Raw genomic sequence first — 15,104 nt, 5'->3', positions numbered from 1 at the left:
GCCTAGGGGCGCTTTCGACTCCTCAAGTCCGTTTTGGGGATATCGGTGCTGGTGGGGCTGTCGCGGCGGGCAGAACCGTCGCCCCTCAGCCGGCCTGCGGTCCCTCGGGACCGGGCGGCGGCGGGCTCTCTGGCGGGTTCGACGTGGGCGGGGCTGGCGGGGTCGTCGTAGGCTCATCTGACGGGGAAGTGGTCGGCGCGGCGGTCACCGTCGGCGTCGTTGTCGGCGTCGGCGGGCTGGATGTCTGGCTGGGCGTCGTGCTCGCCCTGGTGGGGACCGAGGCCGACGGGGAGACGCCGGGAGCGGGTGGCCGATCGGGCCGACTCGTCTCGGTGCTGGTGACCTGCTCGTTCGCCGCCGGCAGATCCAGCGGGCCGGCCGGTGTCGTGGTCGGCGAGGTGGTCGGCAGTTCGACCGCCGGAACGTCGCCGATGTTGCGCATCGCGCCCAGTGCCGCGCCGAGCCCGACCAGCGCGACCAGCATGGCCACCCCAGCGCCGACCAGTGGCCCACGCCGGCGCTGACCCCGGGTCCCACTCGCCACCGCCGCGCCGGCCAGCACGTCCGTGCCGGCTCCCGGCCCGGCGTCCCGCAGCGGAACGGCGGTCGCCATCGCTGTCGGCGGCTCCCCGCCGGTCACCGCGGTCCGAGCGGCCTCGGCCATCGCCGCGCCGGTGGTGAACCGATCCAGCGGATCCTTGGCCAGGGCCCGGGACACCAGGGCGCGGACCGCCTCCGGGATCTCGTTCGGCAGCTCCGGCGGCTCGTCGTCCAGGTGTCGAACGGCAACCTGGAGCGGGTTGTCGCCGGTGAACGGTGGACTGCCGGTGAGGCAGCAGTAGGTGACCGCGCCCAGCGCGTAGATGTCGGTGGCACCGCTGACCGGCCGGCCGGCGGCCTGCTCGGGGGCCATGTAGAGGGCGGTGCCGGGCACCGCGTTGGTGCTGGTGATGCTGGTGATGTCGGTGGAGCGGGCCACGCCGAAGTCGACCAGGACGACCGTGCCGTCCTCGTGCACCAGCAGGTTGCTGGGCTTGACGTCGCGGTGCACGATGCCGCCGCGGTGCGCCGCGTTCAGTGCCGCGGCCGCCTGGGCCACGATCGACATCGTCTCGGCCACGTCGAGTCGGCCGGCCGTCTCGATCCGCTTGGACAACGGCTCGCCGTCGACGAACTCCATGACCAGGTAGTCCGCCCGGCCGCCTTCGGGCAGATCGTCGGCTCCGCAGTCAAAGACCTGCACGATGCCGGGGTGCCGCAGCGCCGCCATGATCCGCGCCTCGGCCCGGAATCGGGCGATGAAGTCGGGGTCGGAGACCAGTGCTGGCAGCAGAACCTTGACCGCGACCTGCCGGCCGAGGATCAGGTCCGAGGCACGCCAGACGTCGCCCATACCGCCGGTGGCGACACGTTCGTCCAAGCGGTACCGACCGCTGAGCACGACCTCCGATGACAACACGGCAATACCGTACCCAGAGCGGCGCGCGGCGGTGCGCCACGGCCGGTCGGCCGAACGAGTGAAACGGATCGGCTCATCCCGCGTGACCTGTGTGGACGCCGCGTCTCTGTGACGGCGTGACGACATGCCGTGACGAAACCCGACATATTTCGACGTACGGGTGCCCGGCGGTGGCGACAGGACGCCTCCAGGCGTGATTCGCGCCCCTGGGTTACTGGCCGTGACGACGACACGCCGTGCCGCAGGGTTGATAATTGTCACTCTTCCGTGACAAGGCGCCGACTTGTCGCGCCGCTGGGCCCGCCCTAGCGTTAGCCCGGCTCGGGTCCGCCCGGTGACCTCGGCGGGCAGCGCGCCGAGCCGACCACCCGGCGTTGGCCCACCAGGCACCTCGACCGTCGACCCCGGTCGCGGGCGGGAAGAGATCGGCGGAGGGCGGTGCGGGTGCTGAGCGGGCGGACGAGTCGTACCGCGTGGTCCGCCGCACCGCGGCCGGTCGGGCTGGCACGCGCCGGACACTCTGCGGGCCGCGGATGACCGGCGAGCTGTCGGAGACGGTCAGCGCGGCGCAGGCTGGGGACGAGGACGCGTTCCGCCTTCTGTACCGCAGCCTCCAGCCGGGTCTGCTGCGATATCTGACCGCCCTCGTCGGCGCGGACGCCGAGGACGTCGCTTCCGAGACCTGGTTGCAGATCTCCCGCGACCTGCCCAACTTCACCGGTGGCGAATTCCGCGCCTGGATCGTCACGATCGCCCGCAACCGGGCGATGGACCACCTGCGCCGGATGCGCCGCCGACCGTCCCTGCCGGTCCCGGTGCAGGCGCTCGTCGACCTGGCCAGCGATGCGGACACGGCCGAGGATGCCAGCGAGACGATCAGCACCGAGACCGCCCTGGCGCTGATCGCCACCCTGCCTCCTCGCGAGGCCGAAGCGGTCCTGCTGAGGGCCGTGATCGGGCTGGACGCGGGATCCGCCGGTCGGGTGCTGGGCCGCCGGGCCGGTGCCGTCCGGACCGCCGCCCACCGAGGTTTGCGACGACTCGCAGCCCTGCTTGAGCGGCAGACCACGGCCGAGCCGTCCGCGGGGGTCGAGGGCGTACCGCCGCCCCGCCCGGGCAGCGGCTCATCCCTGCGGGCGTCGACGGCTTCGCCGAACGGGCGGCCAGCACCGCACGCCGAGCCGGCGGACGGCTGACGTGAGGGGATTCCGGATGAACCCGTTCCGGCGGGCCGACCATGCCGAAACCGAACGGCTGCTCGACTCGGCCCGTGCCAGCGTGCACACCGCGTCAGATCAGTCCCGCCGCGCCGCGACGCCCGACGAGGAAACAACGTCACCTCAGGTCCGCGGGCCTGCCCCAGCCGAGCCGGTGGCCGGGTTGCTCGCCGCAGCCGCCGGCCCGGTTCGTCCCGGAGAGTTGGCCGGTGAGGCGGCCGCGCTGGCCGCGTTCCGGGCCGCGCGGGCGAACCCGGCGCCGTCCGTGCCACACCGGCCGCGCCGTCGTCGGCTGACCACCGGCGCGCTGGCCTGGATCGGCGCGGTGGCGGCCACCGCCACGGCGGGCGCAGCCTTCGCCGCGGTCACCACCCGGGACCGGGCGCCGGACCCGGTCCCACCGGCGCCGTCCAGCACGTCACCCACCCCCGACGAGGGGGCGTCCACGTCCGGCGAGCCCGGACGGTCGGTGTCCCCGGGTACTCCGTCGGCCGGCACACCGTCCCACGGCCCGCCGTCTCCTGGCATGCCGTCTCCGGGCACACCGCCGGCTCGCACCTCGCCCGAGGGCCAGTTGCACGGCCTCTGCCGCTCCTGGCAGGCCAAGAAGCCCGACCAGCGGGAGAAGGCGTTGGGGACGCCGGCCTTCGAGAGGCTGGTGACCGCCGCCGGCAGCGTCGAGCAGGTCGAGGCGTACTGCCGACGGCTGGTGCCCGAGCCCACGCCGTCCGAACCGGTGAAGCCCAAGTCGCCACCCCCGCCGACGGGCCAACCCACCCGCAGGTGAATGGCCGGCGGCAGGCGGGTCTCCGTTCCGCCCTGCACAGGAAATTCGTCTGTTAGACAGAGATTGGTGGCGTCGTACACGCCCCCGGCGGTGTCGGTGGGCGGGTTTACGGTGGCACAGTGTCCCGGAGCCGGCAGACGGAGAGGGGGCCCCGACCGTTGGTGACGTCACCCGAGCTGGACCGCAGCGGCATCCTGCGCGAGTCCGCAGCCGCAGGCCGGCACCTCGCCCGGATCTGCTTCAAGACCGGCCCACCGACACTCACCGGCGTCGAATTGGAATGGACTGTGCACGACGCCGCCGATCCCGCCCGCCCCGTCGACCCGACGCGGCTGCGGGCGGCGCTGGGGAGGCACAGCCCCGCCACGCTTGATGCCACCAGCCCGGCCGAGCCGCTGCGACACGGCGGCACGGTGACCCTGGAGCCCGGTGGCCAGTTGGAGATCTCGACCCCGCCCCGTCCCTCGGTCACCGCGTTGATGCAGGCCACCGAGGCCGACATTGCCCAGGTCACCGACCTGCTGGCCGCCGCCGGGCTGGTCCTCGGCCGCAGCGGCATCGACCCACACCGACGGCCCCGCCCGGTGCTGGAAACTCCCCGCTACCGCGCGATGCGCGTCGCCTTCGACCGGCACGGTCCAGCCGGCCGCACAATGATGTACAGCACCGCCGGCCTGCAGGTCTGTCTCGACGCCGGCGAGCCGGACCAGGTCGCGGCACGCTGGGGGGCCGCCCACGCGGTCGGACCACCGCTGCTCGCGGTGTTCGCCTCGGCCGGCCGGCACGCCGGGCGGCGCACCGGGTGGGCCTCCGCGCGGATGGCCGCCTGGCTGGCCATCGATCCGGCCCGCACCCGACCGGTCTGGACGCCCGGCCGAGTCGACGAGGACCCGACCGTCAGCTGGATCCGGTACGTGCTCGCCGCGCCGCTGCTCTGCCTGCGCCGGCAGGGCCCCGACTGGGCGCCGCCCCCGAACGTGACGTTCGCCGACTGGCTCGATGGCGCCCTGCCCCGCCCGCCGACCACCGACGACCTCGACTACCACGTCAGCACCCTCTTTCCGCCCGTGCGGCCGCGCGGCTACCTGGAACTGCGCTACCTGGACGCCCAACCCGACCGGGACTGGCGGCTTCCGCTGGCGGTGCTGAGCGCCCTGTTCACCGACGCGGGCACGGTGCGCGGGGCGTACGCGATCGCCGCACCGGTGGCGCACCGCTGGTCGGCAGCCGCCCGCCACGGCCTCGCCGACCCGGCGCTGGCTGCCGCCGCGGCGGCGCTGCTCGAACTGGCCCTGACCACGCTGCCCCGGCTGGACCTGCCGGCCAGCATCCACGACGAGATCCACCGAGGCGTACGACGGCGGTTGGCCGCCGCGGAAAGGCGGCTGTGGTGAGTGCGAGGAGTGAGCCGGGGTTGCGAGCCCCGCAGTCGCGAACGGATGGGGCTGTGGTGAGTGCGAGGAGTGAGCCGGGGTTGCGAGCCCCGCAGTCGCGAACGGATGGGGCTGTGGTGAGTGCGAGGAGTGAATCAGTGACCGCGAGTACGACGGGGCACGTCGACGGGGAACAGTTGCGTGAGCGGATCGCGGTGGAGTTGGCTCGGGCCCGGTCCCGCACCATGCTGCTGACCGAGGTGGTCGACGACGCCGACCTGATGCGCCAACACTCACCGTTGATGTCGCCGCTCGTCTGGGACCTCGCCCACGTGGGCAACCAGGAGGAGCTCTGGCTGGTCCGCGACCTCGGGGGCCGCGAGCCGGTCCGGTGCGACATCGACGAGCTCTACGACGCGTTCAAGCAGCCGCGACGGGATCGCCCCGCGCTGCCGCTGCTGCCGCCCGCCGAGGCGCGCGCCTACCTGGGCACCGTCCGGGACAAGGTGCACGATCTGCTCGACACGGTGGCTTTCACCGAGCGGCCGCTGGTCGCCGACGGGTTCGCCTTCGGCATGATCGTGCAGCACGAGCAGCAGCACGACGAGACCATGCTCGCCACCCACCAACTGCGCTCGGGGTCGACGGTGCTGCACGCTCCGCCGCCGCCCGAGCCGTCCGCTCGGGTCGGCGGTGAGGTGCTGGTGCCGGCCGGCGACTTCATGATGGGCACCGACACCGACCCGTGGGCTCTGGACAACGAACGCCCCGCGCACCGCGTCGACCTGCCGGCGTACGTCATCGACGCCGCCCCGGTCACCAATGGTCAGTACGCGGCCTTCCTGGCCGACGGTGGTTACACCGATCAGCGCTGGTGGAGCCCGGCCGGCTGGGCGCATCGGCTTCGGGAGCAGCTCAGCGCGCCGATGCACTGGCGTCGGGACGGCGACGAATGGTCGTACCGGCGTTTCGGCCAGTGGAGTCGGGTCCGCGCCGACGAGCCGGTGGTGCACGTGTGCTGGTACGAGGCGCAGGCGTACGCGGCGTGGGCCGGTAAGCGGTTGCCGACCGAGGCGGAGTGGGAGAAGGCGGCCCGTTGGGACCCGACGACCGGGCGGTCCCGCCGGTACCCCTGGGGCGATGACGACCCGACCGAGGCCCACGCCAACCTCGACCAACGCCATCTGCGGCCGGCGCCGGTGGGCGCGTACCCGGCCGGTGCCTCGCCGTTGGGCGTGCACCAGCTCATCGGTGACGTGTGGGAGTGGACGTCGACCACGTTTACGGGGCATCCGGGCTTCACCGCGTTTCCCTACCGCGAGTACTCGGAGGTCTTCTTCGGTGATGACTACCGGGTGTTGCGCGGTGGCTCGTTCGGCACCGACCGTTCGGCCTGTCGGGGCACCTTCCGCAACTGGGACTATCCGATCCGCCGGCAGATCTTCAGCGGTTTCCGCTGCGCCCGTGACGCCCGACCGGAGGAGTCGTACCGGTGAGGTGCCGCACGTCCGGTGGCCCGGCGGGCGAGGTGCGCTGATGTGTCGCCACCTGGCCTACCTGGGGCCGCCGGTCACTCTGGCCGAGGTTCTGTTCGACCCCGCGTACTCGCTGGTGCGGCAGTCGTGGGCGCCCCGCGACATGCGTGGCGGCGGCACCATCAATGCCGACGGGTTCGGCGTCGGCTGGTATCCGGGCGACGGTGAGCCGGTGCGCTACCGGCGGGCGCAGCCGATCTGGAGTGACCCGACCATCGCTCAGCTCGCCGCGGTGACCCGTACCGGCGCGCTGCTCGCGGCAGTGCGTTCGGCCACCGTCGGGATGGCAGTGCTCGACGGCGCCGCCGCGCCCTTCGCCGAGGGGCGGTGGCTGTTCAGCCACAACGGTGTGGTCCGCGGTTGGCCGGACGCGGTGGTGCCGCTCGCCGCCGACCTGCCGGTGCGTGACCTGCTCACCCTGGACGCCGCCACCGACTCGGCGTTGCTCTGGGCACTGGTGCGGCACCGGCTGCGCGCTGGTGAGGATCCGGCCGAGGCGGTCGGTCGGACGGTGGCCGACGTCGCCGCCGCCGCCCCTGGGTCACGGCTCAATCTGCTGCTCACCGATGGGCGCCGGGCGGTGGCCAGCGTGGCCGGGCACGCCTTGTCGGTACGCGAGGCGCCGGGTTCGGTGTTGCTCGCCTCCGAGCCGCACGACGACGACCCCGGGTGGCGGGCGGTGCCCGAGGGGCATGTGGTCACCGCCACCGCGGGCGAGGTGCTGGTACGTCCACTGCCGATGCGGTGAGCGCACCGGTCGGGCACGCAACGGTTGATCGAGCAGAGAGGCGAACCGATGACCGCGGAACCGCTGGAGATCTATCTCGAAGAGCGTGACCTGGAGCGCGGCCTGCGCGACGATGTCCGGGCCGGTCTGAGCGCCGGGCAGAAGTGGCTGCCCCCGAAGTGGTTCTACGACGCCCGGGGCAGCGAGCTGTTCGAGGAGATCACCCGGCTGCCCGAGTACTACCCGACTCGGGCAGAGCGGGCTGTGCTGGCCGAGCACGCCCCCGACATCGCGGCGCTGACCGGGGCCAAGACCTTGATCGAGTTGGGCTCCGGTTCGTCGGACAAGACTCGGCTGCTGCTGGACGCGTTCGCCCGTCGGGGCGGGCTGGGCACGTTCGTCCCGCTCGACGTGTCGGTGAGCGCGCTGCGGGGGTCCACCGCCCAGATCGCCGCCGACTATCCGGGTTTGCGGGTGCGGGGCATCGTGGGTGACTTCACCAGGCAACTGGACCGGCTGCCCACCGGCGGCCGTCGGCTGGTGGTGTTCCTCGGTGGCACCATCGGCAACCTGCTGCCCGCTGAGCGGGCCGAGTTCCTGGCGGCGATGCGCGCCGCGCTGGAGGTTGGCGACTGGCTGTTGCTCGGCACCGACCTGGTGAAGGACCCGTCGGTGATCGTGCCGGCGTACGACGACGCCGCCGGGATCACCGCCGAGTTCAACCGCAACGTGCTGTACGTGATCAACCGGGAGTTGGGCGCCGACTTCGACCCGGGGGCGTTCGAGCACGTCGCTCGCTGGGATCCGACCCAGGAGTGGATCGAGATGCGGTTACGGGCGACCCGCCCGATGCGTGTGCGGGTGCGGATGCTGGGCGTGACCGTCGACTTCGCCGCGGGGGAGGAGCTCCGCACCGAGGTCTCGGCGAAGTTCCACCCGGAAGGGATCGCCGCGGAGCTGACCACGGCCGGCTTCGTCACGACGGAGTTCTGGACCGACGTGGACGGGCTCTTCGGGGTCACGCTGGCGCGGGCACGGTGAGGGTGCCCACCCAGGCCGGACCGGGTCGGTGGTGATCGGATAGGCTGGTCGCGCGAAGGGGAGTAGCCCCCAATGTCGTGGTCGACATACTGGTGCGTTCCGCATCCGGCCACGCGGCCCCGGTTTCCGGGGCGGGCGAGACCTTCGACTCAGGCTGTTGCAGCCGGGTCGAGGGCGCCCCTGTACCTCCTCCCGGCATGAGCGGGAAGGATGTCATGGAGGGATTTTTCGTCGCGCTGGTCGTCAGCTTCGGCGTCATTTTCGTTGCCGAGCTGGGGGACAAGTCCCAGTTGATGGCGTTGACCTTCGCCACGCGGTTCAAGCCGATCCCGGTGCTGATCGGCATCACCGTCGCCACGGCGGTGGTGCACCTGGCGTCGGTCGCCATCGGTGTGGGTCTCGGTGCGGTGCTGCCCACCGACTGGATCTCCCTGGTGGCCGGCGTGGCGTTCCTCGGTTTCGGTGCGTGGACCCTGCGCGGGGACAAGCTCACCGAGGAGGAGAGACGCAAGGCGGAGAAGACCAGCAAGACCGCCATCGTGGCGGTGTCGGTGGCGTTCTTCCTGGCCGAGTTGGGCGACAAGACGATGCTCGCCACGATCACGCTCGCCACCAAGTACGGCTGGTTCGGCACCTGGCTCGGTTCGACCATCGGCATGGTGGCGGCGGACGCGCTGGCCATCCTGGTCGGCCGGATGCTGGGTCGCCGGCTGCCGGAGAAGGCCATCAAGTACGGCGCCGCGATCCTGTTCGCCATCTCCGGTCTCTGGCTGATCCTCGAGGCGGTGAACGAGCTGACCTGAGTGCCGACTAGCTGCCCTGAGGGCGGGTAACGGCCCGGGGTGGAGCCGGCCGAGCTGTTGCGACACGGCGACCAGGTGCTGGTTGCCGTGGTGGAGGTGGCCGGCGCTCTGGTGATCTTCGTCGGCGCGGTCTGGGCGGCGGTGCGGTTCGTGGTCGAAGGGCTACGACACCGCACCGCCGCGGTCTTCACCCCGATCCGGCTCTCGTTGGGCCGGTTCCTGACTCTCGGCCTCGAATTCCAGTTGGCGGCCGATGTGCTGCGGACGGCGGTGTCCCCGTCGTTCAATCAGATCGGCCAACTCGCGGCGATCGCCACGATCCGGACGGCGCTGAACTACTTCCTGGGCCGGGAGATCGGCCAGGAGCAGCGGCAGGTGGCCGAGCGGGAGCGCGGGACGTGACCGGCACCCTGACCACGGTGGTCACCGCGCTGGCCCTGGTCGTCGGTGTGGTCATCGCGCTCACCACCGTGGCGCTGCGGGCCGCCGTTCGGGTGCTGCTGGACCTGCTGACCGCCGCCGGGCTGCTCCGGCTCGTCGGCGAGCCGAGCTGGAACGGCCTGGCCGGCGCGGCGGCGATCATCGCCCTACGCCAACTGCTCGGGGCGGCATTGAACACCCGGCCGCCGTGGTCCGGGCGACAATCCCCGGCGCGCTGCGCCGTGGACGATCAGCACCTACCGTTGGCGCTAAGAGGCGAAACCGGGGAAAGCGGGAGGATGACCACATGAGCCGGCACGACGAACCGAACGAGTACGGCTTTTCCGGTGACCCCACCGCTCCCGAACCGCCGCCCCGCGGAAAGCCCGACGAGCAGGACCGTGCCGAGGCGGTGGCGGTCCCGGGCGACGACCTCACCGCACCGGCGGCCGAGGCGTTGGTCGAGGAGACCGAAGACCTGCCGCCCGCCGAGCGCCGCCACTGAGCCGTCTTGCGGCCCGCGCCGCCGCCTTCAGCGGTCGGAAGGCCGTTGGTAGACGTCGGGCACGCCGTCGCCGTCGGCGTCCAGCCGTTCCCGCTCCGCCACCTGGCGGTACGCGGTGTTGCGGCGGACGAGCACCGTGGCGGCCAACCCGGCGGAGATGACCGACCCGAGCAGCACGGCCACCTTGACCCGGTCGTCGGCCGTGCTGCCGGTGCCGAAGGCCAGGTCGCCGATGAGCAGCGACACGGTGAACCCGACGCCGGCCAGCAGGGCGATCCCGCACAGGTCCGACCAGGTGATGTCCTCGTCGAGTTCGCCGCGGGTGAACCGGGCCAGCAGGTACGTCGAGCCGAAGATGCCGATGCTCTTGCCGAGCACCAGTCCGGCGACGATGGCGAGCACCACCGGGTCGGTCAGCAGGGCGCCCAGGTCGGCGCCGCGCAGGGTGACCCCGGCGGCGAACAGGGCGAAGATCGGCACCGCGATGCCGGCCGACACCGGCCGCCAACGGTGCTCCAGGTGTGCGGCGAGCCCGCCCTCGTCCGTCCTCGTACCGCCGGCTGTCGGCTCGCCGCCACCCACCGCCTGGTGACCGCTGGCGGTCGGCTGGCCGGCACCCACCTGGCGGCGGGCCAGCACCGGGACGGTGAAGCCGAGCAGCACGCCGGCCACCGTGGCGTGCACGCCCGAGGCGTGCACCAGCGCCCAGGCGGCGATCGCGAGTGGGATCAGCGCCCACCACCGGGTACGGCCGCGCCGCACCAGCAACGCGAAGAGCCCGATCGGCGCCAGCGCCGCGAGCAGCGGGGCGGGATGGAAGTCGGCGGTGTAGAAGACCGCGATGATGGTGATGGCGAACAGGTCGTCGACCACGGCGAGGGTGAGCAGGAACGCGCGTAGGCCCTGGGGTAGGTGGGAGCTGACCAGGGCAAGCACGGCGAGCGCGAAGGCGATGTCGGTGGCGGTCGGAATGGCCCAGCCGCGCAACCCTTCCCCGCCGGCACCGAGGACGACCGCCACGTAGATCAGCGCCGGCAGCAGCATGCCGCCGAGGGCGGCCACCACGGGCAGCGCCGCCCTGCGCGGGTCGCGGAGTTCACCGGCGACGAACTCCCGCTTGAGCTCCAGGCCCACCACGAAGAAGAAGATGGCCAGCAGGCCGTCCGCCGCCCAGGTGGCCACGTCCAGGTCGAGGTGCCAGGGGGCGCCGCCGGGCCAGGGCACCCAGTGGCCGAGCCGGGTGTACGAGTCGGACCAGGGCGAGTTGGCCCAGATCAGCGCGAACACGGCACCGAGCAGCAGCAACGCGCCACCGACTGTCTCGGTGCGCAACACGTCGGCCAGGTGTCGGGCCTCGGGCCAGGTCGATCGCGAGAACAGTCGAGCCTGCGGTCGCCCCTCGGGCGACGGGGAGGTCATCTGCGGTGCTCACCTCGGGAATCAGGACGGCAGGAATCCACTCGCCGACCAGACTTCCCGGCACACCGTCACCGACCCTATCCGGGTCCACCGGCGGCGGCGACCGCGGGGATGTGCGGTCGCCGACTTTTCCCGGGCATCGCCGCAGCCGAATGCCCGCTAGTCCGGTTGGTTATGCGAGCGCATATGTCGGAGACAGAAAACACCTAACTCCGGACATAAGCCGTATGAGCCGCTTTAATGGTTTCACGAGTTGACAGACGACCTTGGGGGTTTTCGTGAAGTTTTTTGGCGTAACCGGACCGATACGGAGGCGCTCCTGATGGAACTGCTCCGCCACTTGCGCCATGTGCGCCGGCACTGGTGGGTCGTGCTGGTCACGGTCATGGTGCTCCTGGGCGTCTCGGCGTTCCTGACCGTACGGGCCAAACCCCGGTACGTCGCCTCGGTGACCTTCTTCGTCACCACCCCCAACTCGGGCGTCAGTGACGCCTACCAGGGTGGTCTCTTTCTTCAACAGCGCGTCAAGTCGTACGCCGACCTGCTCACCAGCGACCGGCTGGCGCAGAGTGTGGTGGCCGAGACGCCGGTGGGCCTCACCGCTGACGAGGTGCGCAACCGGGTCACCACCTCCACCGAAACCGGCACGGTCCTGCTGCGCGCATCGGTCAATGACACTGACCAGACGCGTGCGTTGCGGGTGACGGAAAGTCTCGCCGCGAAGTTCGTCGAGCTGGTGGAGAAGGTCGAGACGACCCCGGAGGGTAAGGCCCCTCTCAAGATCGAGGTGGTCAGCGGCCCACGGGTCAGCGCCAGCCCGGTCTCGCCGCAGCCGGCGCGCAACCTCACCCTCGGTGGCTTGATCGGCCTGGTGCTCGGCGTCGGCCTGGCGGTCCTGCGCGGCGTCGCCGACGTTCGACTGCGTGACTCCGCCGGCCTGCAACGGGCCACCGGCAGTCCGCTCCTCGGCGAGATCCCCTTCGAGACCGGCGCCCGCGCCAAACCGCTGATCATCGGCGACGCCGCGAACTCGGCGCGCGCCGAGGCGGTCCGAAAGTTGCGGACGAACCTGCGTTTCGTGGATGTCCACGAGCCGGCCCGGGTCATCGCCGTGACCAGCGCCCTGCAGGGCGAGGGCAAGACCACGCTCTCCTGCAACCTGGCCATCGCGCTGGCCGAGGCGGGCTGGCGCGTGCTGCTCGTCGACGCGGACCTGCGCCGCCCGAAGGTCGACGAGTACCTGGGCCTGGACGCCGGTGTCGGCCTCACCGACGTGCTCGTCGGGGACGTGCAGGTCGGCGACGTCGTGCAGCGCTGGGGCGACAAGTCGATGCTGGTGCTACCGAGCGGTTCCGCCCCGCCGAACCCGAGCGAGCTGCTCGGCTCCAAGGCGATGTCGGACCTGCTGCTGGCGCTGCGGGAGTCGGCGGACATCGTGATCATCGACACCGCACCGCTGCTCGCGGTGACCGACGGCGTGGTCGTGGCCGTACAGGCCGACGGTGCGCTGCTGGTGACCCAGCAGGGCCGTACCTCGCGCAGCCAGGTGGCCGCGGCCGCCCGCTCCCTGCACTCGGTCTCGGTCCGGCTCCTCGGCTGCGTGCTGAACATGGCCAAGGTGGCAAAGGCCGAGGCGTACCAGTACGAGGCCTACCGGGTGGTCACCTCGATAGCCGCGGGGTCGGTGCCGACCGAACGGTCGACGTCCGGCCGGCACAGCGGAACCACCACCGGGGTCAACGGCGTCGCCGACCACACCCAGGAACTCACCCGGCTGCCCCGATGAGCGCGGCGAGGGGTCGCAGCGAACGTTCGATCTCCTCGGCGCAGCGTCGGAAGTCGGCGGCGGTGCCGCCGATCGGGTCCCGAAGGTCGTCCTCGTCCGGGGCGGCGGGTTGCAGCCGTCCCCGGGCCTGGGCGGCCGCGGCGACCGCCGCCCGCAACGGGTCGTCGGCTGAGTCGACGGGCGGCTCCGCCGCCGCCGCCAGCCGGCCGAACTGGTGCAGAGTGAACGTCCGGTGCAGTGCACTCGGTGCCAGCGCGGTGCAGACCGAGCGCTGGCGCCGCGTCGCGGTCAGCACCAGCGTCGCGTCGGCGAGGTATTCGGGCCGCAATCCTCGGGTCCGGAACGCCGCCGCCTCCGCGCCGCTCTCGGCCACGACCTCCATGGCGTACGGATGCATGCCGAGCCCGTCCATCGCGTCGGTGCCGGCGCTGGCCACCGTGACGGGCCGGTCGGCCAGCAGCCGGCGGGCCAGATGCTCGGCCATCGGTGACCGGCACAGGTTGGCGTGGCAGACGAACAACACGCGATCAGCCATCGGTGCCCCTCTCATCGGTGTGGACGCGGGTGGCCGCACCGCGAGGGCGGTGCGTCGGTGCGGGCGGCCGCGCAGGGAGGGGTTGTCGGCATCGTACGCGGGCGGTCCACCCCTGGGTCAGGGTGCCGCGCCGAAGGATGTCGATCCGCAGTGGACGGGGGCGTACCAGTGAAGATCGGCATCCTGTCCTACCACTTTCCGCCCGAGCCCGCGTTCATCCCCGGCAGCCTTGCCGAGGAGCTGGCCGCGCGGGGGCACGAGGTTCGGGTGCTCACCGGGTTTCCGGACTACCCCGGCGGGCACGTCTATCCCGGCTGGCGGCAGCGCTGGCACCACGAGACGCACAGCGAACGGCTGACCGTCCGACGAGTGCCCCGCTACCCCGGAGGCGCCACGTCCACCGGGGCCCGGATGGCCAGCTACCTCTCGTTCGCTGGTAGCGCGACCCTGGCCGCGCGCCGGTATTTCAGCGGCGTGGACGCGCTGTACGTCTTCCAGTTTCCGGCCACGACGTTCGCCGCCGCCGGGGTGCTCCGGCTGCTCGGGCAGGTGCCCGCGGTGCTGCACGTCCAGGATGTCTGGACCCGTGACGGCACCGACGAGCCGGCCGAGGGTCGCTGGGTGACGCGGATGGGCAGCGCGACGACCCGGATCTACCGGGCTGCCGCGCGGATCGCCGTCGCCGCGCCGTCGATGCGGGATCTGGTTGTCGCCGCCGGCGCCGAACCGTCCCGGGTCCGGCTCGTGCTGAACTGGACCGACGAGCGGATCTTCTACCCGGCGACGCCCGGCGCGGCGGCCCGCCAGTTGATCCGCCGGGACGGTCGGTGCGTGGTGATGCACGCCGGCACCATCGGCCCACGGCAGGGGCTGGAAACCGCGGTCCGAGCGGCGGCGGCGCTGGATCGGACGATGGATCTGGTCCTGGTCGGTTCGGGCGCGGCCGAGCGGCAGGTCCGAGGGCTCGCCGCCGAGTTGGGCGCGGACAACGTCCGCTTCGTGCAGCGGCGGTCGCCGGTCGACATGCCCGAGCTGTACGCCGCCGCCGACTATCAGCTGATCATGCTGCGCGACCTTCCGGAGCTGCGGGGCATGGTGCCCGGCAAACTCCAGGCCGCGCTCTCCTGTGCCGCACCGGTGGTCGCTTCGGCCGGCGGGGACACGACCGAGCTGGTCGAACGCGCCAGGGCAGGGCTTTCCTGCCCCCCGGAGGACTGGGCAGCGCTGGCCGACCGGTTCTGGTTGGCCGCCACTATTCCTCCGCCTTCCCGCACCGAGATGGGCCGTCGGGGGCGGGCGGCGTACCTGCGGGAGATGTCGCTGCCCGCTGGGGTGGACCGGATCGAGCGGTTGCTGCACGAGGCGGCGGGGCGAGTCGCAGAGCCCGCCGAACCGCGAGGGAAACTCGCTTAAAGGACGCAAAGCGCAATAACGGTACGAAGTTCCCTGACACATGCTAAGAACGTCAGGGAATCGACCTTCTGTCCGATTCCGTGA

At 72.0% G+C, this 15,104-nt stretch carries 15 protein-coding genes; 12 read left to right on the top strand and 3 right to left on the bottom strand.

Annotated elements, in window-relative coordinates; genetic code table 11:
- Positions 1–85 precede the first annotated feature (85 nt).
- Complete coding sequence (locus JOD64_RS32140) at positions 86–1,459, bottom strand: serine/threonine-protein kinase (RefSeq protein ID WP_204945712.1); 1,374 nt, start codon at positions 1,457–1,459, stop codon at positions 86–88.
- A gap of 533 nt (positions 1,460–1,992) precedes the next feature.
- Here JOD64_RS32140 and JOD64_RS32135 point away from each other — a divergent pair.
- The 10 genes from JOD64_RS32135 to JOD64_RS32090 all read left to right on the top strand — a co-directional run bounded on the left by JOD64_RS32135 (position 1,993) and on the right by JOD64_RS32090 (position 9,867).
- Positions 1,993–2,655 carry an RNA polymerase sigma factor gene (locus JOD64_RS32135; protein WP_204945710.1) on the top strand — a complete coding sequence of 221 codons (663 nt, stop codon included), beginning with the start codon at positions 1,993–1,995 and terminating at the stop codon, positions 2,653–2,655.
- Positions 2,656–2,671: 16 nt separating this feature from the next.
- Positions 2,672–3,463: a hypothetical protein gene (locus JOD64_RS32130; protein ID WP_204945709.1), complete on the top strand. Its 792-nt coding sequence runs from the start codon at positions 2,672–2,674 to the stop codon at positions 3,461–3,463.
- Positions 3,464–3,621: 158 nt separating this feature from the next.
- Positions 3,622–4,857 (top strand): ergothioneine biosynthesis glutamate--cysteine ligase EgtA, encoded by a 1,236-nt coding sequence (gene egtA / locus JOD64_RS32125; protein WP_204946363.1) that lies wholly within the window; start codon positions 3,622–3,624, stop codon positions 4,855–4,857.
- Positions 4,858–4,994: 137 nt separating this feature from the next.
- Positions 4,995–6,332 (top strand): ergothioneine biosynthesis protein EgtB, encoded by a 1,338-nt coding sequence (egtB, locus tag JOD64_RS32120; protein WP_204945707.1) that lies wholly within the window; start codon positions 4,995–4,997, stop codon positions 6,330–6,332.
- 40 nt (positions 6,333–6,372) lie between these two features.
- A complete protein-coding gene (gene egtC, locus JOD64_RS32115) occupies positions 6,373–7,119 on the top strand; it encodes an ergothioneine biosynthesis protein EgtC (RefSeq protein WP_204945706.1) in 747 nt (248 codons plus the stop codon).
- Positions 7,120–7,167: 48 nt separating this feature from the next.
- Positions 7,168–8,139: an L-histidine N(alpha)-methyltransferase gene (egtD, locus tag JOD64_RS32110; protein WP_204945705.1), complete on the top strand. Its 972-nt coding sequence runs from the start codon at positions 7,168–7,170 to the stop codon at positions 8,137–8,139.
- Positions 8,140–8,354: 215 nt separating this feature from the next.
- Positions 8,355–8,942: a TMEM165/GDT1 family protein gene (locus JOD64_RS32105; RefSeq protein ID WP_204946362.1), complete on the top strand. Its 588-nt coding sequence runs from the start codon at positions 8,355–8,357 to the stop codon at positions 8,940–8,942.
- Positions 8,943–8,981: 39 nt separating this feature from the next.
- Complete coding sequence (locus JOD64_RS32100; RefSeq protein ID WP_204945704.1) at positions 8,982–9,344, top strand: DUF1622 domain-containing protein; 363 nt, start codon at positions 8,982–8,984, stop codon at positions 9,342–9,344.
- Complete coding sequence (locus JOD64_RS32095; protein ID WP_204945703.1) at positions 9,341–9,673, top strand: hypothetical protein; 333 nt, start codon at positions 9,341–9,343, stop codon at positions 9,671–9,673. The genes JOD64_RS32100 and JOD64_RS32095 overlap by 4 nt, the downstream gene beginning before the upstream one ends.
- Positions 9,670–9,867 (top strand): hypothetical protein, encoded by a 198-nt coding sequence (locus JOD64_RS32090; protein ID WP_110568117.1) that lies wholly within the window; start codon positions 9,670–9,672, stop codon positions 9,865–9,867. Before JOD64_RS32095 ends, JOD64_RS32090 begins: the two co-directional genes overlap by 4 nt.
- Positions 9,868–9,894: 27 nt before the next feature.
- Here JOD64_RS32090 and nhaA read toward each other — a convergent pair whose 3' ends face one another.
- Positions 9,895–11,286, bottom strand: coding sequence for a Na+/H+ antiporter NhaA (gene nhaA / locus JOD64_RS32085; protein WP_204945702.1), 1,392 nt, complete (start codon positions 11,284–11,286; stop codon positions 9,895–9,897).
- Between the two features lie 322 nt (positions 11,287–11,608).
- On the opposite strand from nhaA, the gene JOD64_RS32080 reads away from it, so the two are divergent.
- Positions 11,609–13,072 (top strand): tyrosine-protein kinase domain-containing protein, encoded by a 1,464-nt coding sequence (locus JOD64_RS32080; RefSeq protein WP_204945700.1) that lies wholly within the window; start codon positions 11,609–11,611, stop codon positions 13,070–13,072.
- Here JOD64_RS32080 and JOD64_RS32075 read toward each other — a convergent pair.
- The gene (locus tag JOD64_RS32075; protein WP_204945699.1) at positions 13,053–13,607 is read right to left on the bottom strand and encodes an arsenate reductase/protein-tyrosine-phosphatase family protein; all 555 of its coding nucleotides are present in this window, start codon (positions 13,605–13,607) and stop codon (positions 13,053–13,055) included. The genes JOD64_RS32080 and JOD64_RS32075 overlap by 20 nt on opposite strands.
- Positions 13,608–13,775: 168 nt before the next feature.
- On the opposite strand from JOD64_RS32075, the gene JOD64_RS32070 reads away from it, so the two are divergent.
- Positions 13,776–15,020 (top strand): glycosyltransferase family 4 protein, encoded by a 1,245-nt coding sequence (locus JOD64_RS32070; RefSeq protein ID WP_204945698.1) that lies wholly within the window; start codon positions 13,776–13,778, stop codon positions 15,018–15,020.
- The last annotated feature ends 84 nt before the right edge of the window (positions 15,021–15,104 follow it).

Origin of the sequence: Micromonospora luteifusca, assembly GCF_016907275.1 — a bacterium.
Taxonomy (GTDB): Bacteria; Actinomycetota; Actinomycetes; order Mycobacteriales; family Micromonosporaceae; genus Micromonospora; species Micromonospora luteifusca.
The sequence above is the reverse complement of the archived record's forward strand: the minus strand, read 5'-3'. Positions and strand labels throughout refer to the sequence as shown.